Source organism: Burkholderia sp. B10, assembly GCF_004368385.1.
Lineage (GTDB): Bacteria > Pseudomonadota > Gammaproteobacteria > Burkholderiales > Burkholderiaceae > Burkholderia > Burkholderia vietnamiensis.
In genome coordinates this window covers 59,195-84,212 of record NZ_PQMX01000007.1, presented here as the reverse complement: position 1 = coordinate 84,212, position 25,018 = coordinate 59,195, and the positions used below count along the sequence as shown (strand labels likewise).

The following is a 25,018-nucleotide window of genomic DNA, read 5'->3' as shown; positions in this document are numbered from 1 at the left end:
CCCGAAACCCGGTTTCGGTGACGATAAGCAAGATTCTATAGACCGCATCTATCAAGATAAATATGCGAATAGCGAACGCACTGTTGTCGCTCGATGAACAGTCCTCAGCCGAGATGGCTTTGCGACGCGGCGTACAGTTCGCGGAACGTGCGGCCGGTCGGCGTCGGCATGTCGCGGGTGTCCATCCAGCCGCCCATCATCGGCAGGCGGCGCAGCGTCCCGCCGCTGCCGCCCAGGCGCTCGAGGATGCGCACCGCGAGCTTGGTCGTCAGCGCGTACAACATCGGGCGCCGCGCGAAGAAGCCCCACGCGGCGAGCCCCGCGCGCTCGCGCCACGGCCGCAGATGGCGCTCCACCTGCTTCTCGCGCAACGTGCGCAGCAGGTGCGACAGCGGGATGCCGGCCGGGCACACGCTGTCGCATTCGCCGCACAGCGTCGCGGCCTGCGGCAGGTCGAGCGCGCGATCGATGCCGACGTAGCTCGGCGTCAGCACCGAGCCCATCGGGCCCGGATAGACCCAGCCGTACGCGTGGCCGCCGACCTTCTGGTAGACCGGACAGTGGTTCATGCACGCGCCGCAGCGGATGCAGCGCAGCATCTCCTGGAATTCGCCGCCGATCAGCCCCGTGCGGCCGCCGTCGACGAGCACCACGTAGTTGTGCTCGGGGCCGTCCTCGTCGCCGGGGCCGCGCGGGCCGGTGAGCAGCGAGAAATAGTTCGAGGTCTTCTGCCCGGTGGCCGAACGCGGCAGCAGGCGCATCGCGGTCGCGAGATCCTCGAGCGTCGGGAGCACCTTCTCGATGCCGGTCACCGCGACGTGTACGCGCGGCATCACCGTACACATCCCTTCGTTGCCTTCGTTCGTGACGACCGCGACCGAACCCGTCTCGGCGATCACGAAGTTGCCGCCCGTCACGCCCATGTCGGCCGACATGAAGTGCGGGCGCAGCACGTCGCGCGCCTCGCGCGTCATGTCGGTGATCTCGGTCAGCCGCTCGCGGTGATGCGTGCGCGCGAACAGGTCGGCGATCTCGTCCTTGTCCTTGTGGACGACGGGCGCGATGATGTGGCTCGGCGGCTCGTTGTCGTTGATCTGCAGGATGTATTCGCCGAGATCCGTCTCGATCGACTGCACGCCCATCTCGGCGAGCACCGCGTTCAGACGCATCTCCTCGGACACCATCGACTTCGTCTTGATGACCTTCTTGACGTCGTGCCGGCGCGCGATGTCGGCGACGAGCCGCGCGGCGTCCGCGGTCGTTTCGGCGTACAGCACCGTCGTGCCGCGCCGCGTCGCCTCGCGCTCGAACGCCTCGAGCCACACGTCGAGATTCTCGAGCGCCCGGTTGCGGCGCGCCTTCAGCGCGGCGCGCGTCGCCGGGAAGTCGATCGCGGTCATCGCGTCGGCGCGTGCCGACACGAATTTCGTCGACAGCTTCTTCAGGTTCTGCTGCAGACGCTGGTCGGCGAGTTTCTGGCCGGCGCGCGCCTTGAAATGCATCGATTGGACTTGCATCGCGGGATCGGGAAAAAGTGAGCGGAACCGGGCGTCAGACGTCGCCCGCCAGCACTTGCGCGATGTGCAGCACGCGCGTGTCGCGGTCGCCGGTGCGGCGCAACCGCCCTTCGATGTTCAGCATGCAGCCGAGATCGCCGAGCACGACCGCGCCGGCGCCGGACGCGCGCACGTTCGCGCATTTTTCGTCCGCGATGGCCGCCGAAATGTCGCCGTACTTGACCGAGAACGTGCCGCCGAATCCGCAGCAGTGCTCGCAGTCCTTCATCTCGTTGATCGCCACGCCGCGCTGCGCGAGCAGCGCGCGCGGCTGCGCCTTGACGCCGAGCTCGCGCAGGCCGGAGCACGAGTCGTGATAGGTGACGGGGCCGGTGAATTCGCCGGGCGCGAGCGTGACCTTCGCGACGTTCGCGAGAAAATCGGTGAGTTCGTAGACCTTCTGCTGGAGTCGCCCGTAGCGCGCCATCAGTTCGGGATCGTCGCGGAACAGGTCGCCGTAATGCGCGCGGATCATTCCGCCGCACGAACCCGACGGCGCGACCACGTAATCGAACTGCTCGAACTCGCGCAGCGTCTTCTCCGCGAGGTCGCGCGCGAGCGCGCGGTCGCCGGAGTTGTACGCCGGCTGCCCGCAGCAGGTTTGCGCAGGCGGCACGAACACCTCGTAGCCGGCTTCGCGAATCAGTTTCAGCGCCGAAAAACCGATTTCCGGACGCATCAGATCGACCAGACAGGTCACGAACAAACCGACTCGCATACGTGCTCCTTCGAGAAAACGGGTCTCATTATCCGCCGTTTGGCCTGCAAGACCAACGCCGGCGCGCACGCCGTAACCGGCCCGCCGGAAACGAGGGGTTCCTCGAACGGCGTTCGCTTTTTTCACGATACGAGATACAATCGACGCAACCCGCTTGATGCGTCAACCGATTCTCCGCCGATTTTTCCGCCGATATGACCCAACCCACCCCGGATTCCAAAACCTCGATCCAGGTGATCGAACGGATGATGCGGCTGCTGGACGCGCTCGCCGCGCACAGCGACCCCGTCAGTCTGAAGGAACTCGCGCAACGCACGGAACTGCATCCGTCGACCGCGCACCGCATTCTCAACGACATGGTGACCTGCCGCCTCGTCGACCGCTCCGACCCCGGCACCTACCGGCTCGGCATGCGGCTGCTCGAGCTCGGCAACCTGGTGAAGGCGCGGCTGTCGGTACGCGACGCCGCGCTGATGCCGATGCGCGAGCTGCATCGCCTCACCGGCCAGACGGTGAACCTGTCGGTGCGCCAAGGCGACGAAATCGTCTACATCGAGCGCGCCTACTCGGAGCGCTCGGGGATGCAGGTGGTCCGCGCGATCGGCGGCCGCGCGCCGCTGCACCTGACGTCGGTCGGCAAGCTGTTTCTCGCCGCCGACGAAACCGCGCGCGTGCGCGCCTATGCGACGCGCACCGGGCTGTCCGGCCACACGCAGAACAGCATTACCGACATCGCGAAGCTCGAGCGCGAGCTGGCCATCGTGCGCCAGCAATCGTGCGCGCGCGACAACGAGGAGCTGGAGCTCGGCGTGCGCTGTATCGCCGCGGGCATCTACGACGACTCGGGCAAGCTGGTGGCCGGCCTGTCGCTGTCGGCCCCGGCCGATCGCCTGCAGGACGCGTGGCTCGGCCAGTTGAGCCGCACCGCGCTGACGATCTCCGAGGCGCTCGGCTACCGCCCGGCGCCCGCGAAAGAGACGGAAGGACTGCAGCGGCAGGCGTAATCCGCGCCGCGCCGACGGCTGCAACGAAAAAGCCCCGCGATTGCATCGCGGGGCTTTTTCGTTGTTTGGGACATCGGTGCGGCGGGCCGGCCGCCGCAGCGCGATCAGGTGCCGCCGTTCGGGGTATTGGCTGCCGTGAGCCGCTCGCCGCCGCCGGCGTCGAGCCAGTTGCGCAGGCGCGACGCGTCGGCAAAGCGCGAATACTTGCCGAACGAATCGAGCAGCACCATCACCATCGGGCGGCCGTGGATCGTCGCCTGCATCACCAGACACTCGCCGGCTTCGTTGATGAAGCCCGTCTTCTGCAGGCCGATGTCCCACGAGCCATTGCCGCGAATCAGCGCGTTCGTGCTGTTGTAGACCAGCGTGCGCTTGCCCGTGTTCACGTCGTACGTACGGTCGGTCGAGAACTGGCGGATCAGCGGATACTGGTATGCGGCGTTGACCATCTTGACGAGGTCGCGCGCGCTCGACACGTTCGAGCTCGACAGGCCCGTCGAATTCTCGAAGTGCGTGTCGTTCATGCCGAGCGACTTCGCCTTCGCGTTCATCGCCGCGATGAACGCCGGGCGGCCGCCCGGGTAATAGCGCGACAGCGCCGCGGCGGCACGGTTCTCCGATGCCATCAGCGCGATGTGCAGCATGTCCTCGCGCGACAGGACCGAGCCGACCGACAGGCGCGAGCCCGTGCCCTTCTCGTAGTCGCGGTCTTCGTCGGTGACCTCGATCTGGTCGGTCATCGGCGCCTTCGAGTCGAGCACGACCATCGCGGTCATCAGCTTCGAGATCGACGCGATCGGCACGACGGCGTGCGAATTCTTGTCGAACAGCGGCTCGCCGGTGTTCTGGTCGACGACGTACGCGACGCTCGAGCGCAGCGCGAGGGCGTCCGGCGTGTCGTGCAGGCCGAACGCCTGACCGACCGTCGGGCGGCGCGGCTGGAACGCGACCTTGCGCACCGCGCCGTGATGGCCGCGCACGTTGGCCGCGAGCGTCGCCCGCTTGCGCGTGGCGCGCGGCGCTTCGGCCGATGCGACGTTCGCGGATTTGGCGGAGGCGGCCTTCACCGTCTTCTTCTTCGCGGACGAAGCGGAAGCGGCTTTCTTGGCGGCCTGGTGGGTCTTCGCAGTGGCGGCGACGGCGTCAGCGGGCGCGACGGTCGCGGCAGTCGCGAGCAACGCGACGGCGACCGACACAGCCGTGCCGAGCGTCATGCTCTGCAACAATCTGCGCGGTGAAAACGATTCGGCTTTCATTGGGGTCTGGACAAAGCGGGCGGGAGGTTTCCGCAAGTGTAGTTAAAGCTGAAAAAAAGAGCAATATTAGGCACTTACCGATCGTCTTTAAACCGGAATGTAAGGGTCGACCATGATGCGTCGATCGATCCTCCCGCCCCCATCGAAAAATTTCATGGGCCGCGCTGCCCGACAGTACCCGCCTCCCGATAACCACACGGTTAATTGAGATAACGTCACTTTGGCGACAAATTAAAGCGGGGAAAGTACGGATCCGGCGCTCGGCGGGCCAATGGCATCGGTTTCAACCACGGCGGCGGCACGTCGCCATGGTACGCATCGAAACGACGCGCTTTTCGACCGGAACAGAAGCATAACGTTCCAGGTGCCTGTCAGGTTTACCTGTGCTTGCCGATGGTGCACTGCGCGCTGCCGGGGCAGGCCGCGCAACATGTGGGATTGCGACTGAAATCGGTTCCGGACGGGCGAGTTAACTCGTTGTTTTATAGATAATTTGTCCCCATTGTGCAATGCACAAAAAGTGCTTGACAAGACTTTTCTGTGCCCTAAAATAGGACTCATTGTTGCGTTGCACAAAGCACGTCAACACGAAGTTCCCCGTCGTAGTGCCCTTTATCCCTGCGATCGACGCGATCGCTTTTCAGGAGCTTGACATGTCCTTGCTGACCCCCGAGCAAATCGCCGCCGCACAGAAAGCCAATCTCGAAAGCCTGTTCGGTCTGACGACCAAGGCGTTCGAAGGCGTCGAAAAGCTGATCGAACTGAACCTGCAGGTCGTGAAGTCGACGCTGACGGAAAGCCAGGAAAACGCACAGCGCCTGCTGTCGGTTAAGGACGCGCAGGAGCTGATCGCGCTGCAGGCAAGCCTGTCGCAGCCGGTTGCCGAGAAGGTGCTGTCGTACAGCCGTCACCTGTATGAAATCGCGTCGGCTACGCAAGCCGAGTTCGCGAAGGTTGCCGAAGCGCAATTCGACGAGCAGAACAAGAAGGTCCAGGCGCTCGTCGACAACGTCGCGAAGAACGCGCCGGCCGGTTCGGAAACCGCGGTTGCCGCGCTGAAGTCGGCGCTGAACGCAGCAAACACCACGTACGAAACGGTCCAGAAGGCTGCGAAGCAAGCCGTCGAGATCGCCGAGACGAACTTCAACGCCGCTGCTGCAGTCGCGACGAAGGCTGCGACCGCCGCCGCATCGCGCCGTTCGAGCAAGCCGGCCGCGTAAGCGTCAGCTGCTCCGGGAAAGGCCGCGCACTGCGCGGCCTTTTTCATTTTCGGCAGCGGATTCGCGCGTGTGCCCGCGTTCGGCGTTGGCGTGACGCTGCGCCCGCACGAGACAGAACAAAACAAAACGCCGCCGCCCGGTACGACCGGACGGCGGCGTTTTTTCGCGACCGGCGCGAGGCCGGTCGTTAAGGCTGCGTCACTTCTTGCGTTGCGGCGGCAAATCCGTGCAGACGCCTTCATACAATTCGGCGGCCATGCCGACCGATTCGCCGAGCGTCGGGTGCGGGTGAATCGTCTTGCCGATGTCTTCCGCGTCCGCGCCCATTTCGACCGCGAGACACACTTCGCTGATCAGGTCGCCCGCGTTCAGGCCCACGATGCCGCCGCCGATCACGCGATGGGTTTCCTCGTCGAAGATCAGCTTCGTGAAGCCTTCGTCGCGGCCGTTCGCGATCGCGCGGCCCGACGCGGCCCACGGGAACACCGCCTTGCCGTACTTGATGCCTTCGGCCTTGCACTGATCTTCCGTCTTGCCGGCCCATGCCACTTCCGGATCGGTGTATGCCACCGACGGAATCTGCAGCGCGTCGAAGTACGCCTTTTCGCCGTGCGCGGCTTCGGCTGCGACGTGGCCTTCATGCACGGCCTTGTGCGCGAGCATCGGCTGGCCGACGATATCGCCGATCGCGAAGATGTGCGGCACGTTCGTGCGCATCTGCTTGTCGACGTCGATGAAGCCGCGCTCGGTGACCGCGACGCCCGCCTTGTCCGCGCCGATCTTCTTGCCGTTCGGACTGCGGCCTACCGCGACGAGCACGAGGTCATAGCGCTGCGCTTCCGCGGGCGCCTTCTCGCCTTCGAACTTCACGTAGATGCCGTCTTCCTTCGCTTGCGCGCCGACCGTCTTGGTCTTCAGCATCACGTTGCCGAAGCGCTTCGCGTTGAACTTTTCCCAGACCTTCACGAGATCGCGGTCGGCGCCCATCATCAGGCCGTCCATCATTTCGACGACGTCGATCTCGGCGCCGAGCGTCGAGTACACCGTCGCCATTTCGAGGCCGATGATGCCGCCGCCGATCACGAGCATCCGCTTCGGCAGCTGGCGCAGCTCGAGTGCACCGGTCGAATCGACGACGCGCGGGTCTTCCGGCATGAAGGGCAGCTTCACCGCCTGCGAGCCGGCGGCGATGATGGCCTGCTTGAACTTGACGATCTTCTTGCCGTTGTCGCCCTGCACTTCCATGTGGAACGCGTCGAGGAATGCGCCGATGCCGGTCACGACTTCGACCTTGCGCGCCTTCGCCATGCCGGCGAGGCCGGTGGTCAGTTTCTTGACGACGCCGCCCTTGAAGTCGCGCAGCTTGTCGAGGTCGACCTGGGGCTTGCCGAACGTGATGCCGTGCGACGCGAGCGCTGCGGCTTCCTCGACGACGAGCGCCGTGTGCAGCAGTGCTTTCGACGGGATGCAGCCGACGTTCAGGCATACGCCGCCGAGTGTCGAATAGCGTTCGACGAGCACCGTCTTCATGCCGAGGTCGGCGGCGCGGAACGCGGCCGAGTAGCCGCCGGGGCCGGCGCCGAGCACGAGCATGTCGCACTCGATGTCGACTGAGCCGCCGTAGCTGCCGGCTTGCGGCGCGGGTGCCGAGGCGGCTGCGGCCTGTGCCGGAGCCGCTGCCGGTGCCGCGGCCGCGACGGGCTTGGCAGGCTCTGGTGCTTTTGCCGGTGCGGGTGCGGCTGCCCCTGCGGACGCTTCGACGAGAGCGATCACGGTGCCTTGCGAGACTTTGTCGCCGGCTTTGACTTTGATTTCCTTGACGGTGCCGGCGATGTCGCTGGGCACTTCCATGGATGCCTTATCGGATTCGAGCGTGAGGAGCGTTTGCTCTTTTTCGATCACGTCGCCGGGTTTGATGTTGACTTCGATGACATCGACGCCGCTGAAATCGCCGATATCTGGAACTTTGACTTCGATGAGACTCATGTACGTCCCCTTCTTGTTGGCTACGGAGAGAGGGAATGGAAACTCGCGCGACGAACCGGCCACGGCCTGACAAGAGAACGCGAACCTGGGCAGAACCACCTTTGCTGTCCGCCCAAGGACGCGCCTTTCTTTTGGTTACTTTTCTTTGGAAGACAAAGAAAAGTGACCGCCGCCCCGCGCAGGGGCGACGCCAGCAGACCGCATGCAAAACAGGTTCAACGACAGTACGGGGCGCACCGACAAAAACGAAAAACGCACGCCCCCGCGAGCCCCTCTTCTCATCAAAGAATGATGCGACGGAAATCCGCGAGCAACGCGCCGAGATACGCATTGAACCGCGCGGCTTCGGCGCCATCGATCACGCGATGGTCGTACGACAGGGAAAGCGGCAACGTCAACCGCGGCACGAACTGCTTGCCGTCCCACACCGGCTTCATCTGCCCGCGCGACAACCCGAGGATCGCCACTTCCGGCGCGTTGATGATCGGCGTGAAGTGCGTGCCGCCGATCCCGCCGAGCGACGAGATCGAGAAGCAGCCGCCCTGCATCTGGTCGGGCTTGAGCTTGCCGTCGCGCGCGGCCTTCGACAGCTCGGCCATTTCCTTCGCGATATCGACGAGGCCCTTCTTGTCCGCATCGCGGATCACCGGCACGACGAGACCGTTGGGCGTGTCGGCCGCGAACCCGATGTGGTAGTACTGCTTGAACACCAGGTTGTCGCCGTCGAGGCTCGCGTTGAAGGTCGGGAATTTCTTCAGCGCGGCCACCACCGCCTTGATCACGAACGCGAGCATCGTGAACTTCACGCCCGCCTTCTCGTGCTCCTTGTTCAGCTGCACGCGCAGCGCTTCGAGCTCGGTGATGTCCGCTTCGTCGTTGTTCGTGACGTGCGGGATCATCACCCAGTTGCGATGCAGGTTCGCGCCCGAGATCTTCTTGATGCGCGACAGCGGCTTCGCCTCGAACGGGCCGAACTTCGCGAAGTCGACCTTCGGCCACGGCAGCAGATTCAGCTCGCCGCCGCCTGCCGGCGCGGCTGCCGCGCCCGGCGCCGCGCGCTGGCCTGACATCACGCCCTTCACGAAGCCCGTGATGTCGTCCTTGGTGATGCGCCCCTTCGGGCCGCTGCCCGGCACGCGCGCGACGTCGACGCCGAGCTCGCGCGCGAACTTGCGCACCGACGGCGACGCGTGGCTCGCGCGGTATTCGCCCGACGGGGCGGCAGCCGGCGCAGCAGCGGCCGGTGCCGATGCTGCCGGTGCGGGCGCAGGCGCTGCCGCCGGTGCCGGTGCAGCGGCGGCCGGAGCCGGCGCGCTCGCCGGCGCAACGGCCGGTGCAGCCGCACCTGCCGCTTCGAGCAGCACGATCAGCGTGCCTTCCGACACCGCATCGCCGACCTTGACCTTGATGTCCTTCACGACGCCGGCGGCCGGGCTCGGCACGTCCATCGTCGCCTTGTCCGACTCGAGCGTGACGAGCGACTGCTCTTTCTCGACGGTGTCGCCGATCTTCACGCCGATCTCGATCACCGGGACGTCCTTGTAGTCGCCGATGTCGGGCACCTTCACTTCGAGCGTACCGCCCGACGCAGCCGGCGCAGCAGCCGGTGCAGCGGCAGCGGGCGCAGCAGCCGGCGCCGGCGCGGCGGCCGCTGCACCGGCGCCGTTCGCCTGCGCGGCCGCGCCGCCTTCGAGAAGGATGATCAGCGTGCCTTCCGACACGGCGTCGCCGACCTTGACCTTCACTTCCTTGACCGTGCCGGCTGCCGGGCTCGGCACGTCCATCGTCGCCTTGTCCGACTCGAGCGTGACGAGCGACTGCTCGGGCTCGACCGTGTCGCCCACCTTGACGAGCACCTCGATGACGGGCACGTCCTTGTAATCGCCGATATCCGGCACCTTCACTTCGATCGCTTGACTCATCTTTTTGTGTCTCCATGGCCGCGCGCGCCCCTCCCGGAAGCGGCGCGCGGCGTCACACGGCGCGTGTGCGTTAAACGGTCATCGGGTTGGGCTTCGACGGATCGAGGTTGTACTTGGCGATCGCGTCCGCGACCACCTTGCGCTCGATCGTGCCTTCGTCGGCGAGCGCGTTCAGCGCCGCGACGGCGACCCAGTAACGGTCGACTTCGAAGAAGTGACGCAGCTTCGCGCGGGTGTCCGAACGACCGAAGCCGTCGGTGCCCAGCACGACGAAGCGGCGATCGATCTGGCCGCGGATCTGGTCGACCAGCGCGCGCACGTAGTCGGTCGACGCGATGACCGGACCCTGCGTGTCCTTCAGGCACTTCTGCACGTGCGACAGGCGACGCTCCTCGGTCGGATGGAGCAGGTTCCAGCGCTCGACGTCGTGACCTTCACGCGCGAGTTCGGTGAAGCTCGGCACGCTCCACAGGTCGGCCGCGACGCCCCAGTCGTTCTTCAGCAGATCCGCGGCGGCGATCACTTCGTTGAAGATCGTGCCCGCGCCGAGCAGCTGCACGCGCGGCGCCTTCTTGTCGGCCTCGGCCTTGCGGAACGCGTACATGCCCTTGATGATGTCGGCCGCCACGTGCTCGCCCTGCGGAATCGCCGGGTGCTCGTAGTTCTCGTTCATCACCGTGACGTAGTAGTACACGTCTTCCTGTTCCTGCACCATGCGGCGCAGGCCGTCCTGGATGATCACCGCGAGTTCGTAGCCGAACGTCGGGTCGTAGCTCACGCAGTTCGGCACCGATGCGGCCCACAGCAGCGAGTGGCCGTCTTCGTGCTGCAGCCCTTCGCCGTTCAGCGTCGTGCGCCCGGCCGTGCCGCCGAGCAGGAAGCCGCGCGAGCGCATGTCGCCAGCCGCCCAGGCCAGATCGCCGATCCGCTGGAAGCCGAACATCGAATAGAAGATGTAGAACGGCACCATGATCTCGCCGTGCGTCGAATACGACGTCGCCGCCGCGATCCAGTCGCACATGCCGCCCGCTTCGTTGATGCCTTCCTGCAGGATCTGGCCGGTCTTCGATTCCTTGTAGAACATCAGCTGGTCGGAATCTTCCGGCACGTACTTCTGGCCGTCCTGGTTCCAGATGCCGATCTGGCGGAACAGCCCTTCCATGCCGAACGTGCGCGATTCGTCCGGGACGATCGGCACGACGCGCTTGCCGAGCGCCTTGTCCTTCAGCAGGATGTTCAGGATCCGCACGAACGCCATCGTCGTCGAGATCTCGCGGCCCTCGCCCGTGCCCTTGAGCAGCGGCTCGAACGCGTCGAGCGCCGGCACCGGCAGCGACGTCGCCTTCTGGCGGCGGTGCGGCAGATAGCCGCCGAGCTCCATGCGCTTCTGGCGCATGTATTCGAGTTCCTTCGAGCCTTCCTCGAACTTGATGTACGGCACGTCGGCGATCTGCTCGTCGGTGATCGGCAGGCGGAACTGATCGCGGAACTTCTTCAGTTGCTCGACCGGCAGCTTCTTCTGCTGGTGCGTGATGTTCATCGCCTGGCCCGACTCGCCCATCCCGTAGCCCTTGATGGTCTTCGCGAGGATGACGGTCGGCGCGCCCTGCGAGTTGCTCGCCTCGTGGAACGCCGCGTAGATCTTGTGCGGATCGTGACCGCCGCGGTTCAGCGCCCAGATGTCGTCGTCCGACCAGTCGGCGACGAGCGCCTTCAGCTCGGGCGTGTTGAAGAAGTGCTCGCGCACGTAGGCGCCCGACTCCGACTTGTACGTCTGGTATTCGCCGTCGACCGCTTCCATCATGCGGCGCATCAGCGCGCCCGTCTTGTCGCGCGCGAACAGCGCATCCCAGCGGCTGCCCCAGATCACCTTGATCACGTTCCAGCCGGCGCCGCGGAACTCCGATTCGAGCTCCTGGATGATCTTGCCGTTGCCACGCACCGGGCCGTCGAGGCGCTGCAGGTTGCAGTTGATCACGAACACGAGGTTGTCGAGCTTTTCGCGGCTCGCCATGCCGATTGCGCCGAGCGATTCCGGCTCGTCCGTCTCGCCGTCGCCGAGGAACGCCCAGACCTTGCGGCCGGCCGTCTGCGCGATGCCGCGCGATTCCAGGTACTTCATGAAGCGGGCCTGGTAGATCGCCATGATCGGGCCGAGGCCCATCGACACCGTCGGGAACTGCCAGAAGTCGGGCATCAGCCACGGGTGCGGGTACGACGAGATGCCGTTGCCGTCGACTTCCTGACGGAAGTTGTCGAGCTGTTCTTCCGACAGGCGGCCGAGCAGGAACGCGCGCGAGTATACGCCGGGCGACGAGTGGCCCTGGACGAACACGAGATCGCCGCCGTGCTGGTCGGACGCCGCGTGCCAGAAGTGGTTGTAGCCGACGTCATAGAGGGTCGCGGCCGATGCGAACGACGCGATGTGGCCGCCGACGTTCGTGTCCTTGCCTGCGCGCAGCACCATCGCCAGCGCGTTCCAGCGCGTGTACGAACGGATGCGGTGCTCGATGTCCTGGTCGCCCGGAATCTTCGCCTGGGCTTCGACCGGAATCGTGTTGATGTACGGGGTGTTCGCGGAGAACGGCAGGTGTTCGCCGTGCATGCGCGCGAATTCGATCTGCTTTTCGATCAGGTAGTGCGCGCGGCCGGTGCCCACGGAGGAGATCACGCCGTCGAGCGACTCGAGCCATTCGACGGTTTCTTGCGGATCGTCGTCACGCTCGGCGGCGACGTATTTCATCACTTCGTTCGGTACAGCGGACATTCTCGTCTCCTGGGTCCTGGAATGTGAGGATCGCTCTCGTGCAGACGACGCGTCGCGGCCGGCTGCGGGCAAGCTGGACGGATTGTAATGAGCGCCTACGGCCGCGCGCAACAAAATTTTCGAATTGTGAGATCTTTTCTCGTAATGCGGAATATTGTTGCGGCGCACCCATGCATCGGGGCTCGGCGGCACGCGCGGCGCGCACAAATTCGTTTCCGCTCAACATATCCGGTATGGGTTTTCCATGTATTGCGCTGCGCTACAATCCTGCCATGTTGACCGATCGGCTTTTCGCACGCTCGGCGCGACCGTCGGGCCCGCCGGCGGAGTCGCAGCCGTCCCGCTGGCACCACGGACCGTGGTGGTCCAACTCCTATCTGCTGACGCCGCTGCTGTCGATCCTCGTGTTCCTCGTGGTGATGAGCCTGATTTTATGGAGCCTCAATCGCCGCGAACAGCAGCAGCAGGAAGACACGCTGTTCCGTAACGTTGCGTGGGCGCAGCAGCAGATCCGCCTGTCGATGACGGGCGCGCAGGAGCAGTTGCAGGCGCTGTCGCGCGATCTCGCATCCGGCCGCCTCGACCAGAACGCCTTCCAGATGGCCGTCGCGGACGTGATGCAGACCCATCCGGAAATCCTCTATCTGAACTGGTACACGGCGCCCGGCGTGCAGCGCTGGCCGACCGTGAATCCGCCGCTGCTCGGCCAGCGGCTCGCGAAGCCCGGCGACGCGCAGATGGAAGACGCCGTGCGCGGCGCCTACGACGAGGCGCGCAGCACGCGCCGCCAGGCCTATTCGCCGCTGATCTACGACGACTTCGGCAACGGCTTCATCACGCTGCAGACGCCCGTGATGCGCGGCGATCGCGAATACCTCGGCTCGATCGCCGCGGTGTTCTCGGTCGAAGGGATCCTGAAGCACGACATCCCGCAGGAGCTGTCGTCGAAGTACAAGATCTCGATCACCGACTCGAACAATCGCGAGCTGTCGTCGACGTCAACGCGCCCGCGCCTGCCGCGCGACTCCCACTACGACCTGCCGCTCGACCCGCCCGGCCAGGGGCTGACCGTGCGCGTGTACGCGTTCCCGCAGCTGACGAACCTCACCAACAACACGCTCGTGTGGCTCGTGGCCGGCCTGTCGTGCTTCGTGCTGTGGAGCCTCTGGAGCCTGTGGAAGCACACGCGGCAGCGCTTCGAGGCGCAGCAGGCGCTGTACGCGGAAGCGTTCTTCCGCCGCGCGATGGAGAACTCGGTGCTGATCGGCATGCGCGTGCTCGACATGCACGGCCGCATCACCCACGTGAACCCGGCGTTCTGCCGGATGACCGGCTGGGATGAAAGCGACCTGGTCGGCAAGGTCGCGCCGTTCCCGTACTGGCCGCGCGACGCCTACCCGGAAATGCAGCGCCAGCTCGACATGACGCTGCGCGGCAAGGCGCCGAGCTCGGGCTTCGAGCTGCGCGTGCGGCGCAAGAACGGCACGCTGTTCCATGCGCGCCTGTACGTGTCGCCGCTGATCGACAGCTCGGGCCGGCAGACCGGCTGGATGTCGTCGATGACCGACATCACCGAGCCGAAGCGCGCACGCGAGGAGCTCGCGGCCGCGCACGAACGCTTCACGACGGTGCTCGAAAGCCTCGACGCCGCCGTGTCGGTGCTGGCCGCCGACGAGGCCGAGCTGCTGTTCGCGAACCGCTACTACCGCCACCTGTTCGGCATTCGCCCGGACGGCCATCTCGAGCTGTCGGGCGGCGGCTTCGATCGCGCGCAGGCATCGTCCGACTCGATCGACATGGTCGACGCCTTCGCCGGCCTGCCGGCCGCCGCGCTGACCAACAGCACGGCCGACGCGCAGGAGGTCTACGTCGAGAGCATCCAGAAGTGGTTCGAGGTGCGCCGCCAATACATCCAGTGGGTCGACGGCCACCTCGCGCAGATGCAGATCGCGACCGACATCACGACCCGCAAGAAGGCGCAGGAACTCGCGCACCAGCAGGAAGAGAAACTGCAGTTCACGAGCCGATTGATGACGATGGGCGAAATGGCGTCGTCGATTGCTCACGAATTGAATCAGCCGCTCGCCGCGATCAACAACTATTGCTCGGGCACGCTCGCGCTCGTGAAGAGCGGCCGCAGCACGCCCGAGACGCTGCAGCCGGCGCTCGAGAAGACCGCGCAGCAGGCATTGCGCGCGGGGATGATCGTCAAGCGGATTCGCGAATTCGTGAAGCGCAGCGAGCCGAAGCGCCAGCCGGCGCGCGTCGCGGACATCGTCGCCGATGCGGTCGGGCTCGCCGAAATCGAGGCCAGGAAGCGCAGGATCCGGATCGTCACGGAAATCCTCGCAAGAATGCCTATTATTTATGTCGACCCCGTGCTGATCGAGCAGGTGCTCGTGAACCTGATGAAGAACGCGGCCGAGGCTATGGCCGACGTGAAGCCGGCGTCGGCGGACGGCGTGATTCGCGTCGTCGCCGACATCGACGCGGGCTTCGTCGACATCCGCGTGATCGATCAGGGCCCGGGCGTCGACGAAGCGACCGCCGAGCGCCTGTTCGAACCGTTTTACAGCACCAAGTCCGACGGCATGGGCATGGGGCTGAACATCTGCCGTTCGATCATCGAATCGCATCGGGGGCGTCTGTGGGTGGTCAACAATGTCGAACCGGACGGCCGCATTTCCGGCGCGACATTCCACTGCAGCCTGCCCATTGGGGAACCCGCTGATCTCGCCCAAGGGGGGCGCGAGTCATCGGCATCACATACCGTCACGGGAGAACTATGAATAGCCCTGTTACCACCACTCAGGAAACCGTCTTCGTCGTCGACGACGACGAGGCCGTACGGGACTCGTTGCGCTGGCTGCTGGAGGCGAACGGCTATCGCGTGCAGTGCTTCTCGAGCGCCGAGCAGTTCCTCGATGCATACCAGCCGGCGCAGCAGGCCGGCCAGATCGCATGCCTGATCCTCGACGTGCGGATGTCGGGCATGAGCGGCCTCGAGTTGCAGGAACGCCTGATCGCCGACAACGCCGCGCTGCCGATCATTTTCGTCACCGGTCACGGCGACGTGCCGATGGCCGTCTCGACGATGAAAAAGGGTGCGATGGACTTTATCGAGAAACCGTTCGACGAAGCCGAGCTGCGCAAGCTCGTCGAGCGGATGCTCGACAAGGCCCGAAGCGAAAGCAAGAGCGTGCAGGAACAGCGTGCCGCGAGCGAGCGCCTGTCGAAGCTGACGGCGCGCGAGCAGCAGGTGCTCGAGCGGATCATCGCCGGCCGCCTGAACAAGCAGATCGCCGACGATCTCGGCATCAGCATCAAGACGGTCGAAGCGCACCGCGCGAACATCATGGAGAAGCTCAACGTCAACACCGTGGCCGATCTGCTGCGCCTCGCGCTGTCGAAGAAGCAGGCCTGACGTTGCGCACGGCCGTCGGGCGCCCGCCCGGCCGCCTCGCCGTTCCCTCGCGCCGCGCGCTGCGCCCCACTCGCGCGGCACGGCCGGGCGCCTCCTCCCGGGGCGCCGGCCCCGCCGTCATGACGCTTTCCTTGTATTCACTGTCGGACGACGGCATGCGAACGGTATAATTGCGTGCTTTGCTGCGGCGCTTCGCGCGCCGCACGACCGCATTCCAACTTCCCGGCAGGACCACCACCATGACAGCCCTCCTCATCGACGGCAACGCCCTCTCGAAGACCTTGCGCGCGCAGGCCGCCGAACGCGCCGCCGCCCTGACCGCACGCGGCCACCAGCCCGGTCTCGCGGTGATCCTCGTCGGCGCGAACCCGGCGAGCGAAGTCTACGTGCGCAACAAGATCAAGGCGTGCGAGGACAACGGCTTCTTCTCGCTGAAGGACGCCTACCCGGACACGCTGTCGGAGGCCGACCTGCTCGCGCGCATCGACGAGCTGAACCGCGACCCGAAGATCCACGGGATCCTCGTGCAACTGCCGCTGCCCGCGCATATCGACAGCCACAAGGTGATCGAGGCGATCGCGCCGGAGAAGGACGTCGACGGCTTTCACGTCGCGAACGCCGGCGCGCTGATGACCGGCAAGCCGCTGTTCCGCCCGTGCACGCCGTATGGCGTGATGAAGATGTTCGAGGCGCACGACATCCCGCTGCAAGGCGCGAACGCGGTCGTGATCGGCCGCTCGAACATCGTCGGCAAACCGATGGCGATGCTGCTGCTCGAAGCCGGCGCAACGGTGACGATCTGCCACAGCAAGACGCGTGACCTCGCCGCGCACACGCGGCAGGCCGACATCGTCGTCGCCGCGGTCGGCAAGCGCAACATCCTGACGGCCGACATGGTCAAGCCGGGCGCGACGGTGATCGACGTCGGCATGAACCGCGACGACGCAGGCAAGCTGTGCGGCGACGTCGACTTCGCCGGCGTGAAGGACGTGGCCGGCCACATCACGCCGGTGCCGGGCGGCGTCGGCCCGATGACCATCACGATGCTGCTGATCAACACGATCGAAGCCGCCGAGCGCGCAGCCACGGCCTGAGCGCCGCGCGCTCGCGCCCGCCCCTTCTGCCGCCGCGCATTCGCGCGCCGGCATCTCCCCGGCCGCGGCCATGCCCGCGGCCGTGTCAGCACCGCGCCGCCGCGCCCGCACCGCCGCCGCTCGTCGCGTGTCGTCACAATCCGACCCCGCGCCGCCGCCCGCACGCAATCGCATCGTTAGAAACTAACGATTGGAAACCGCGCCGTGCGCCCCAATAATGTCGGTATCGAGCGCCGCCGCAGCGCGCCCCACCCTTTTCACTCCGGTTCATCCGGCAACAGACAGGGAGTCTTAATGTCCGCCAGCGCCAATACCAATCCGCTCCTCGATTTCTCCGGCCTGCCCCGTTTCGGCGAGATCCGCCCGGAACACGTGACGCCCGCCCTCGACGTATTGCTGGCCGCCGCCAACCGCGCGGTCGACACCGCCAGCGCAAGCGAGACGCCGGCGACCTGGGCTGCGATCGTCGAGACGGTCGAGCAGGCGACGGAGCCGCTCGGGCGCGCGTGGGGCGTCGTCGGCCACCTGAACGCGGTCGCCGATACGCCCGAACTGCGCGCCGCGTACGGCGAAAATCTGCCGCGCGTGACCGAGTTCTGGTCGAGCGTCGGCCAGAACCTCGCGTTGTACGAAAAGTACAAGGCGATCGCGGCGGGCGCCGAATACGCGACGCTGTCCGCCGAACGCAAGAAGATCCTCGATAACGCGCTGCGCGATTTCCGCCTGTCGGGCGCCGAGCTGCCCGAAGACCAGAAGCCGCGCTTCGCGGAACTGCAGGAGCAGCAGGCAGCGCTGTCGAAGGCGTTCTCCGATCACGTGCTAGACGCGACCAACGCGTATGCGTATTTCGCGCAGGACGAAGCCGAACTGGCCGGGCTGCCGGGCGACGCGATCGAGGCGGCCCGCGAAGCCGCGCAGAAGGACGGCAAGGAAGGCTGGAAATTCACGCTGCACTTCCCGTCGTACTTCCCGGTGCTGCAATACGCCGAGAACCGCGCGATGCGCGAAACGATGTACCGCGCCTATGCGACGCGCGCGTCGGAACTCGGGCCGCAGTACGGCGGCGGCAAGGCCGAGTGGGACAACACGGCGATCGTCGCCGACGAGCTGAAGCTGCGCCGCGAAGAAGCGCAGATGCTCGGCTACCGCAACTTCGCCGAAGTGTCGCTCGCGCCGAAGATGGCCGAATCGCCGCAGCAGGTGATCGCCTTCCTCGAGGATCTCGCAACGCGTGCGCGCCCGCACGCGGAGAAGGACTGGGACGAATTGCGCGCGTTCGCCGCGAAGGAGCTCGGGTTCACCGAGCTCGCGCCGTGGGACGTCGCGTTCGCGGCCGAGCGCCTGCGCCAGCAGCGCTACGCGTTCTCGGAGAACGAAGTCAAACAGTACTTCCCGGAACCGGCAGTGCTGAAGGGCCTTTTCACCGTCACCGAAACGCTGTTCGGCGTACGGATCAAGCCGGACGATGCGCCGGTCTGGCACAAGGACGTGCGCTTCTTCCGCGTCGAGAACCGCGACGGCTCGCTCGTCGCGCAGTTCTATCTCGACCTGTACGCACGCGAAGGCAAGCGCGGCGGCGCGTGGATGGATGACGCGCGTGCGCGCGCGAAGCGCGACGGCGCCGTGCAGACGCCGGTCGCGTACCTCACCTGCAACTTCTCGGCGCCCGTCGGCGGCAAGCCCGCGTGCTTCACGCACGACGAAGTGATCACGCTGTTCCACGAATTCGGCCACGGGCTGCATCACATGCTCACGCGCGTCGACGAGCTGGGCGTGTCGGGCATCAACGGCGTCGAATGGGACGCGGTCGAGCTGCCATCGCAGTTCATGGAGAACTTCTGCTGGGAATGGGACGTGCTGTCGTCGATGTCGTCGCACGTGGAAACCGGTGCCGCGCTGCCGCGCGAGCTGTTCGACAAGATGATCGCCGCGAAGAACTTCCAGAGCGGGCTCGGCACGCTGCGGCAGATCGTGTTCTCGATGTTCGACATGCTGCTGCACGTCGACTTCGACCCGGCCGGCGCGACCGGCGTGAACGCCTTCGCGCGCGAGATCAACGAGCGCTACCACGTGATCCCGCAGGCGGCCTTCTCGCGCTGGCCGAACACGTTCAGCCACATCTTTGCGGGCGGCTATGCGGCTGGCTACTACAGCTACAAGTGGGCCGAGGTGCTGTCGGCCGACGCGTATGCGGCGTTCGAGGAAGCAGCCGCCGAAAGCGGCAGCGTGCTCGACGCGACGACCGGCACGCGCTATCGCCGCGAGATCCTCGAAGTGGGCGGCAGCCGTCCGGCGATGGATTCGTTCAAGGCGTTCCGCGGCCGCGAGCCGGAAATCGACGCGCTGCTGCGTCACAACGGTATGGCAGCGCCCGCGCAGTGATCGCGCGTTGCCGGGCGGTTCGCCCGGCGACTTCGGCAGGCACCGCTTCGGCGGTGCTTTTTTTATTGTGCGGGCGTTGGACCGGATGGCTCGGCGGCCGGGTTTGAACCGCTGGTCGGGGCGTCGGTTCGGGCGTTCGTTGAATGGTCGGCTGGGTCATTGGTTGACTCTGCAGTTGAGCCCTCGGCCGGATCCTCGATTGACGCGCCGGCTGCGTTCTCGGTCGGCTCCTCAGTTGACTCCTCGGCTGGGTCCTCGTTCGACTCCTCGGTCAACTCCTCAGCTGCCGCATCGGCGCCCCCCTCAACCGACTCATCCACTGCATCGCCGAACAGCGAGAACTGTCCATGGCGCTCGGCCGTGTTCTCGTCGATGCGCACGCCGACGCCTAATAACCGCACGGCCTGCGCGCGCCGCTGCAGCCCCTTCGCGAGCAACGCGACGACCGTCTGCGCATTCGTCGCGTCGGCCACGCATTCGACCGTGGTGCGCTGGAAATCGGCGAAGCGGATCTTCACGTACAGCTTGCGGATCGATCGCGCGGCGCCCGCGCGCGCGATACGCGCATCGAGCTGCTCGACGAGACGGCGGATTTCCTGCGCGCATTGCTCGAGCGTCGTCAGGTCGGTCACATAGGTCGTCTCGACGCTGACCGACTTGCGCTCCTGATCGGCGTGCACCGGCCGCTCGTCGATGCCCCGCGCGAGCTGGTACAAACGCCGGCCGAACGCGCCGAACTCGCGATGCAGATCGATCAGCGACCAGTCGCGCAATTGCGCGCAGGTCTGGATGCCGAGCCGGTCGAGGCGCGTGGCCGTCACCTGCCCGACGCCGTGCAGCTTGCGCACCGGCAGCGCCGCGACGAACGCATCGACCTCGTGCGGGCGCACGACGAACAGCCCGTCGGGCTTGTTCCAGTCGGACGCGATCTTCGCGATGAACTTGTTCGGCGCGACGCCCGCCGACACCGTCACGCCGACCGTCTCGTACACGCGCTGACGGATCTCCCGCGCAATCAGCGTCGCGCTGCCGTGGCACAGCTCGGAGCCGCTGACGTCGAGATACGCCTCGTCGAGCGACAGCGGCTCGACGTCGCGCGTGTAGTCGCGATAGATCGCCATGATCTGCCGCGACGCCGCGCGGTACTTGTCCATCGCGGACGGCAGGATCAGCAGGTCCGGGCACTTGCGCATCGCGAGCGCCGACGACATCGCCGAATGCACGCCGTAGCGCCGCGCCTCGTAGTTGCAGGTCGCGATCACGCCGCGCTGATCGGGCCGGCCGCCGACGGCGAGCGGCCGATTGCGCAGCGACGGATCGTCGCGCATCTCCACCGATGCGTAAAAGCAGTCGCAATCGCAATGGATGATCTTGCGCACGCGCGGCGGCGCGTCGCCAGGCGGCGGCAGGTGCGAATCGGCAGGCTCGGGAGTGGTCGGCTTCACGGTGCCGATACTGTACAAAAACACAGTGACCGTTTCAACTGCCGCGTGCTGCCACGTACCGGCGAATGCGGACAGTCCGACGCGGCGCCGACCCAGCTCGGCCAGCGGCGCCGTACCGGTCGGCTGCGCACGGATCGTACCGCCGCGCGCGCCGGTCGGCCCCTATACTCGTGCGCCACGACAGATGAAACGCAAAGGTGACGAATGAAGACGATCGGCCTGATCGGCGGGATGAGCTGGGAATCGTCGGCGGAGTACTACCGGATGATCAATCGCTATTCGAAGGCATTGCACGGCGGCCATCACAACGCCAAGAGCGTGCTGGTCACGGTGGACTTCGCGGAGATCGAGGCGCTGCAGCGCGCGCAGGACTGGCGCGCGCTCGGCGAACGGATGGCCGACGCCGCACGCCGACTCGAAGCGGCCGGCGCCGACCTGATCGTGCTGACGACCAACACGATGCATCGCGTGCACGACGCGATCGAAGCGGCGGTGACGCTGCCGTTCCTGCACATCGCGGACCCGACCGGCAACGCACTGCGCGCCGCGGGCGTCGAGCGCGTCGCGCTGCTCGGCACGCGCTACACGATGGAGCTGCCGTTCTATGCGCAGCGGCTGCGCGACCGGTTCGGGCTCGACGTGCGGGTGCCGGACGAACCGGCGCGCGCCGACGTGCACCGGATCATCTACGACGAGCTGTGTCACGGCCGGATCGACGCGCAGTCGCGCGCGACCTATGTCGCGATCATCGACGAACTCGCGCGACGCGGCGCGCAGGCGGTCATACTGGGCTGTACGGAAATCACGCTGCTGATCGGCGACGCAAACTCGCCGCTGCCGGTGTTCGACACGACCACGCTGCATGCGAAGGCGGCGGTCGAGTGGGCGGCAGGCTGAAAACAAAAAACCCGGCACGGGGCCGGGTTCCTGTCGACGAAGCGCGCATCGGTCAGTTGCGCTGCACATCGTCTGGTGTGCTTGGTTGCGGGGGTAGGATTTGAACCTACGACCTTCGGGTTATGAGCCCGACGAGCTGCCAGACTGCTCCACCCCGCGTCAGAGAAATAAATTATAGGGTGAGGAAGCACTTACGTCAACACTTTTGTCACAATTTATTGGCTGGGCCCCAATATCGCGAGGCTCGCGACGTGCACGGGATGCGCTGCCGATCGCGTGTTGCACGCGTTCGCGCGCCGCGCTCGCGGTAAGATGGCGGCCTTCGAATCCATGCCGCCCGCCTTCCCGTTCATGAAAATCGCCACCTGGAACGTCAACTCGCTCAACGTCCGCAAACAGCATGTGCTCGACTGGCTCGCGCAAAGCGGCGCCGACGTGCTGTGCCTGCAGGAGCTGAAGCTGCCGGACGAAAAATATCCGCGCGCCGATCTCGAGGCCGTCGGTTACCGCAGCTGGTTCACGGGCCAGAAGACGTATAACGGTGTCGCGATCCTCGTGCGCGACACGCTGGCCGTCGACGAATCGGACGTCGTGCGCAACATTCCCGGCTTCGACGATCCGCAGCAGCGCGTGGTCGCCGTGACGGTCGAGGGCGTGCGCATCGTGTCCGCGTATTTCCCGAACGGCCAGGCGCCGGACTCCGACAAGTTTCTCTACAAGATGCAGTGGCTCGACGCGCTGCATGCGTGGCTCGGCGCCGAGCTGCAGCGCTATCCGAAGCTCGCGCTGCTCGGCGACTACAACATCGCGCCGGAAGATCGCGACGTGCACGACCCCGCGAAATGGGAAGGCCAGAACCTGGTGTCGCCGCAGGAGCGCGCGCACTTCGCGAAGCTGCTCGAGCTCGGCTTCGTCGACGCGTTCCGGCGCTTCGAGCAGCCCGAGAAGACCTTCACGTGGTGGGACTACCGGATGTTCGCGTTTCGCCGCAACGCCGGGCTGCGCATCGACCACATTCTCCTCTCGCCGGCGCTCGCGGCCACCTGCACGTCGTGCGAAGTCGACCGCGTGCCGCGCACGTGGGAGCAGCCGTCCGATCACACGCCGGTCGTCGCGGTCGTGGGCTGAGGCCGCTGGCCTGCCGCCCCGCCCGCTCGCTCAGCCGCGCGCGGGCGCCGGCCCCAGATGCGCCCACAGGAAGCCGAATTCCGCCGCATCGGATTCGGCCCGCTCCAGATCGTCGGCGCTGCCGTGGCCGCCGTCGGTGTTCTCCCAGTACCACACGCGCTCGTGCCCGAGCGCGTGCATGCGCGCCGCCATCTTGCGGGCATGCGCCGGATGCACGCGGTCGTCGCGCGTCGACGTCGTCAGCAGCAGCGGCGGATAGACGACGCCGTCGCGCACGCGGTGATACGGCGAATAGGCGGCCAGCGCCGCGCCCTCGCGCGGATCGTCCGGGTCGCCGTACTCGTCGAGCCAGGCGGCGCCCGCATGCAGTTTCGGATAACGCCGCATGTCGAGCAGCGGCACGCGGCACAGCACCGCGCCGAACAGTTCGGGACGCTGCACCATGCACGCGCCCACCAACAGGCCGCCGTTGCTGCCGCCTTCGATGCCGAGCTGCGCCGCGGTCGTCACGCCGGTGCGGACCAGGTCCTCGGCTACCGCGATGAAATCGTCGAACGAACGCTGCCGATGTTCGCGCTGCGCGTCGACGTGCCAGCGCGGCCCGAATTCGCCGCCGCCGCGGATGTGCGCGAACACCGCGACGCCGCCGCGCTCGAGCCACGCGATGCCGAGTGCGTCGCTGTAGCCCGGCAGGTTCGGAATCGCGAAGCCGCCATAGCCTGACAACAGACACGGCCGCGCGACGCGCGTGCCGCCATCGCCGCCATCATCACGGTTGGCTGCCTCGACGGCATCGCGCGGCCCGATCAACGTGTACGGCACGATCGTGCCGTCGCGCGAGCGCGCATTCGCGCGCCGCACGACGAGCCCTGCCGCATCGAAGCGCACCGGCGGCCGGTCGAGCAGCACGCGGCGCGCTTGCGCATCGGCCGCGCGATCGGCGAGATCGGCCAGCCAGCATTCGGGTGGATCGAGATAGGTGTCGACGTCCACGTACACGTCGTCGTTCAGCGTCGACTCGACCGGCTCGACGTCGATCTGCGCATCGCGCGGCCAGTCGAACGCATGCGCGTCCCACGTCCATTCGCCGCCTTCGCCGTCGTCGCTGCCCTCGCCCTTGCGCGGCGTCCACAGCATCGTGCGGTTGTGCACGTCGTCGAGCCAGCTCGCGATCAGCATCGTGCGCGTGTGGGTCCACGTGCACGCCGACGTCGATGCTTGCGGCGCGAACAGCGTCGTGAATTCGCGCGAGCCGGCGAGAAACGCGTGCTCGCGAATCGCGAGCAGCGAGCCGCCCGCATGCCGTACGCCGCCGCAGTCCCAGTCGAGCCGCGGCTCCAGCACCAGCCAGCCTTCCCAGAAGCCGACCTCGACGTGCGTCGGCACGTCGTAGCGCGCCCATTCGCCCGCCTCGGTGAGCCGGTACGCATGCGCGTCGAAGAAGTCCACGCTGCGCCATGCGACATGGCGGCCGTCGATCGGATCGAACCATGCGCCCGCGCTGATGTCGTCCGGTTCGCCGCGAAACACGATGGGTGCATCGGCGAGCGGCGTGCCGCGCACCCAGCGGCGCGCATCGTACGGATAGCCGGCCGCGGTCGCATGCGCTTCGCCGCGATCCCAGCTCACGTAGACGGTGTCGCGATCGATCCAGCCGACGGTGTGATGCCCCGGCTCGTCGATCGTGAAGCCGCCGTCGACGAAGCGGCGCTGCACCAGATCGAATTCGCGCACGACGACCGCGTCCGCGCCGCCCGGCGACAGCGACACGAGTGCGCGGTCACCGTCCGGATAGAGGATCGCGTCCTGCTCGAACACCCACGATTCGCCCTCTTGCGCGCCGAGCGCGTCGACGTCGAGGAGCGTTTCCCAGTCGGGCCGGCCGGCGCGCCAGTCGTCCCAGCGCGCGCGGCGCCACAGCCCCTTCGGGTGCTGATCGTCCTGCCACAGGTCGTACGCCCATTCGCGCCAGCGGGTCGGAATCACCGGCCGCTCGCGCGGCAGGTAGGCCTGCGCGAGCCGCGCGGTCAGCGTGCGGTAGCCGTCGTCGTCACGCAGCGCAGCACGCGTGCGCGCGTTCTGCTCGTCGACCCACGTGCGGGCGCGCTTGCTGTCGAGCGCTTCGAGAAATCGGAAAGGATCGGCCCCGGCGGGCCAGCGGAAGGAATCGGACATGACGGGCGTGCGCGTGACGGCAAACCGCGATTATGTCCGATCGC

16 protein-coding genes and 1 tRNA gene are annotated in these 25,018 nt (G+C 66.5%); 8 read left to right on the top strand and 9 right to left on the bottom strand.

Annotated elements, in window-relative coordinates:
- Window positions 1–104: 104 nt before the first annotated feature.
- Together C3Y15_RS05770 and C3Y15_RS05765 are read right to left on the bottom strand one after the other, a co-directional pair.
- The gene (locus C3Y15_RS05770; protein WP_059460475.1) at window positions 105–1,517 is read right to left on the bottom strand and encodes a lactate utilization protein B; all 1,413 of its coding nucleotides are present in this window, start codon (window positions 1,515–1,517) and stop codon (window positions 105–107) included.
- 34 nt (window positions 1,518–1,551) lie between these two features.
- Window positions 1,552–2,274: a (Fe-S)-binding protein gene (locus C3Y15_RS05765; RefSeq protein ID WP_011885419.1), complete on the bottom strand. Its 723-nt coding sequence runs from the start codon at window positions 2,272–2,274 to the stop codon at window positions 1,552–1,554.
- Between the two features lie 194 nt (window positions 2,275–2,468).
- Here C3Y15_RS05765 and C3Y15_RS05755 point away from each other — a divergent pair, with 194 nt between their 5' ends.
- Window positions 2,469–3,278 carry an IclR family transcriptional regulator gene (locus C3Y15_RS05755; RefSeq protein WP_011885420.1) on the top strand — a complete coding sequence of 270 codons (810 nt, stop codon included), beginning with the start codon at window positions 2,469–2,471 and terminating at the stop codon, window positions 3,276–3,278.
- Window positions 3,279–3,382: 104 nt separating this feature from the next.
- Here C3Y15_RS05755 and pbpG read toward each other — a convergent pair whose 3' ends face one another.
- Window positions 3,383–4,534, bottom strand: a complete 1,152-nt coding sequence (gene pbpG, locus C3Y15_RS05750; protein WP_011885421.1) for a D-alanyl-D-alanine endopeptidase — start codon at window positions 4,532–4,534, stop codon at window positions 3,383–3,385.
- Window positions 4,535–5,187: 653 nt separating this feature from the next.
- Here pbpG and C3Y15_RS05745 point away from each other — a divergent pair.
- A complete protein-coding gene (locus C3Y15_RS05745; protein WP_011885423.1) occupies window positions 5,188–5,754 on the top strand; it encodes a phasin family protein in 567 nt (188 codons plus the stop codon).
- A 198-nt stretch (window positions 5,755–5,952) separates the two neighbouring features.
- Here the strand turns inward: C3Y15_RS05745 and lpdA are convergent, their stop codons facing one another.
- From lpdA to aceE, 3 genes are all read right to left on the bottom strand, one after another.
- Window positions 5,953–7,740: a dihydrolipoyl dehydrogenase gene (lpdA, locus tag C3Y15_RS05740; RefSeq protein WP_124259920.1), complete on the bottom strand. Its 1,788-nt coding sequence runs from the start codon at window positions 7,738–7,740 to the stop codon at window positions 5,953–5,955.
- Between the two features lie 281 nt (window positions 7,741–8,021).
- A complete protein-coding gene (gene aceF, locus C3Y15_RS05730) occupies window positions 8,022–9,662 on the bottom strand; it encodes a dihydrolipoyllysine-residue acetyltransferase (RefSeq protein ID WP_069246269.1) in 1,641 nt (546 codons plus the stop codon).
- A gap of 70 nt (window positions 9,663–9,732) precedes the next feature.
- Window positions 9,733–12,429 carry a pyruvate dehydrogenase (acetyl-transferring), homodimeric type gene (aceE, locus tag C3Y15_RS05725; RefSeq protein WP_011885426.1) on the bottom strand — a complete coding sequence of 899 codons (2,697 nt, stop codon included), beginning with the start codon at window positions 12,427–12,429 and terminating at the stop codon, window positions 9,733–9,735.
- Between the two features lie 272 nt (window positions 12,430–12,701).
- On the opposite strand from aceE, the gene fixL reads away from it, so the two are divergent.
- The 4 genes from fixL (at window position 12,702) to C3Y15_RS05705 (ending at window position 19,329) form a co-directional block, all read left to right on the top strand.
- The gene (fixL, locus tag C3Y15_RS05720) at window positions 12,702–15,218 is read left to right on the top strand and encodes an oxygen sensor histidine kinase FixL (protein ID WP_124259919.1); all 2,517 of its coding nucleotides are present in this window, start codon (window positions 12,702–12,704) and stop codon (window positions 15,216–15,218) included.
- Window positions 15,215–15,853: an oxygen response regulator transcription factor FixJ gene (gene fixJ / locus C3Y15_RS05715; protein WP_006493245.1), complete on the top strand. Its 639-nt coding sequence runs from the start codon at window positions 15,215–15,217 to the stop codon at window positions 15,851–15,853. The genes fixL and fixJ overlap by 4 nt, the downstream gene beginning before the upstream one ends.
- 239 nt (window positions 15,854–16,092) lie before the next feature.
- Window positions 16,093–16,947 carry a bifunctional methylenetetrahydrofolate dehydrogenase/methenyltetrahydrofolate cyclohydrolase FolD gene (gene folD, locus C3Y15_RS05710; RefSeq protein ID WP_011885428.1) on the top strand — a complete coding sequence of 285 codons (855 nt, stop codon included), beginning with the start codon at window positions 16,093–16,095 and terminating at the stop codon, window positions 16,945–16,947.
- Between the two features lie 294 nt (window positions 16,948–17,241).
- A complete protein-coding gene (locus C3Y15_RS05705) occupies window positions 17,242–19,329 on the top strand; it encodes a M3 family metallopeptidase (RefSeq protein WP_014723292.1) in 2,088 nt (695 codons plus the stop codon).
- Between the two features lie 62 nt (window positions 19,330–19,391).
- On the opposite strand, the gene dinB is transcribed toward C3Y15_RS05705, so the two are convergent.
- Window positions 19,392–20,798 (bottom strand): DNA polymerase IV, encoded by a 1,407-nt coding sequence (gene dinB / locus C3Y15_RS05700; RefSeq protein WP_124259918.1) that lies wholly within the window; start codon window positions 20,796–20,798, stop codon window positions 19,392–19,394.
- Between the two features lie 180 nt (window positions 20,799–20,978).
- Between dinB and C3Y15_RS05695 the strand changes: the two genes are divergently transcribed.
- A complete protein-coding gene (locus C3Y15_RS05695) occupies window positions 20,979–21,671 on the top strand; it encodes an aspartate/glutamate racemase family protein (RefSeq protein ID WP_045578951.1) in 693 nt (230 codons plus the stop codon).
- An 82-nt stretch (window positions 21,672–21,753) separates the two neighbouring features.
- On the opposite strand, the gene C3Y15_RS05690 is transcribed toward C3Y15_RS05695, so the two are convergent.
- A tRNA-Met gene (locus C3Y15_RS05690) sits at window positions 21,754–21,830 on the bottom strand.
- A 192-nt stretch (window positions 21,831–22,022) separates the two neighbouring features.
- On the opposite strand from C3Y15_RS05690, the gene xth reads away from it, so the two are divergent.
- Window positions 22,023–22,799 (top strand): exodeoxyribonuclease III, encoded by a 777-nt coding sequence (xth, locus tag C3Y15_RS05685; protein WP_059462111.1) that lies wholly within the window; start codon window positions 22,023–22,025, stop codon window positions 22,797–22,799.
- Window positions 22,800–22,829: 30 nt separating this feature from the next.
- On the opposite strand, the gene C3Y15_RS05680 is transcribed toward xth, so the two are convergent.
- Window positions 22,830–24,974, bottom strand: a complete 2,145-nt coding sequence (locus C3Y15_RS05680) for a prolyl oligopeptidase family serine peptidase (protein WP_045578950.1) — start codon at window positions 24,972–24,974, stop codon at window positions 22,830–22,832.
- Window positions 24,975–25,018 lie beyond the last annotated feature (44 nt).

Bases quoted from the DNA above. Each gene is read 5' to 3' on its own strand.
- C3Y15_RS05770 (WP_059460475.1), bottom strand. From the start codon at position 1,517: ATGCAAGTCCAATCGATGCATTTCAAGGCGCGCGCCGGCCAGAAACTC.
- C3Y15_RS05765 (WP_011885419.1), bottom strand. From the start codon at position 2,274: ATGCGAGTCGGTTTGTTCGTGACCTGTCTGGTCGATCTGATGCGTCCG.
- C3Y15_RS05755 (WP_011885420.1), top strand. From the start codon at position 2,469: ATGACCCAACCCACCCCGGATTCCAAAACCTCGATCCAGGTGATCGAA.
- pbpG (WP_011885421.1), bottom strand. From the start codon at position 4,534: ATGAAAGCCGAATCGTTTTCACCGCGCAGATTGTTGCAGAGCATGACG.
- C3Y15_RS05745 (WP_011885423.1), top strand. From the start codon at position 5,188: ATGTCCTTGCTGACCCCCGAGCAAATCGCCGCCGCACAGAAAGCCAAT.
- lpdA (WP_124259920.1), bottom strand. From the start codon at position 7,740: ATGAGTCTCATCGAAGTCAAAGTTCCAGATATCGGCGATTTCAGCGGC.
- aceF (WP_069246269.1), bottom strand. From the start codon at position 9,662: ATGAGTCAAGCGATCGAAGTGAAGGTGCCGGATATCGGCGATTACAAG.
- aceE (WP_011885426.1), bottom strand. From the start codon at position 12,429: ATGTCCGCTGTACCGAACGAAGTGATGAAATACGTCGCCGCCGAGCGT.
- fixL (WP_124259919.1), top strand. From the start codon at position 12,702: ATGTTGACCGATCGGCTTTTCGCACGCTCGGCGCGACCGTCGGGCCCG.
- fixJ (WP_006493245.1), top strand. From the start codon at position 15,215: ATGAATAGCCCTGTTACCACCACTCAGGAAACCGTCTTCGTCGTCGAC.
- folD (WP_011885428.1), top strand. From the start codon at position 16,093: ATGACAGCCCTCCTCATCGACGGCAACGCCCTCTCGAAGACCTTGCGC.
- C3Y15_RS05705 (WP_014723292.1), top strand. From the start codon at position 17,242: ATGTCCGCCAGCGCCAATACCAATCCGCTCCTCGATTTCTCCGGCCTG.
- C3Y15_RS05695 (WP_045578951.1), top strand. From the start codon at position 20,979: ATGAAGACGATCGGCCTGATCGGCGGGATGAGCTGGGAATCGTCGGCG.
- xth (WP_059462111.1), top strand. From the start codon at position 22,023: ATGAAAATCGCCACCTGGAACGTCAACTCGCTCAACGTCCGCAAACAG.
- C3Y15_RS05680 (WP_045578950.1), bottom strand. From the start codon at position 24,974: ATGTCCGATTCCTTCCGCTGGCCCGCCGGGGCCGATCCTTTCCGATTT.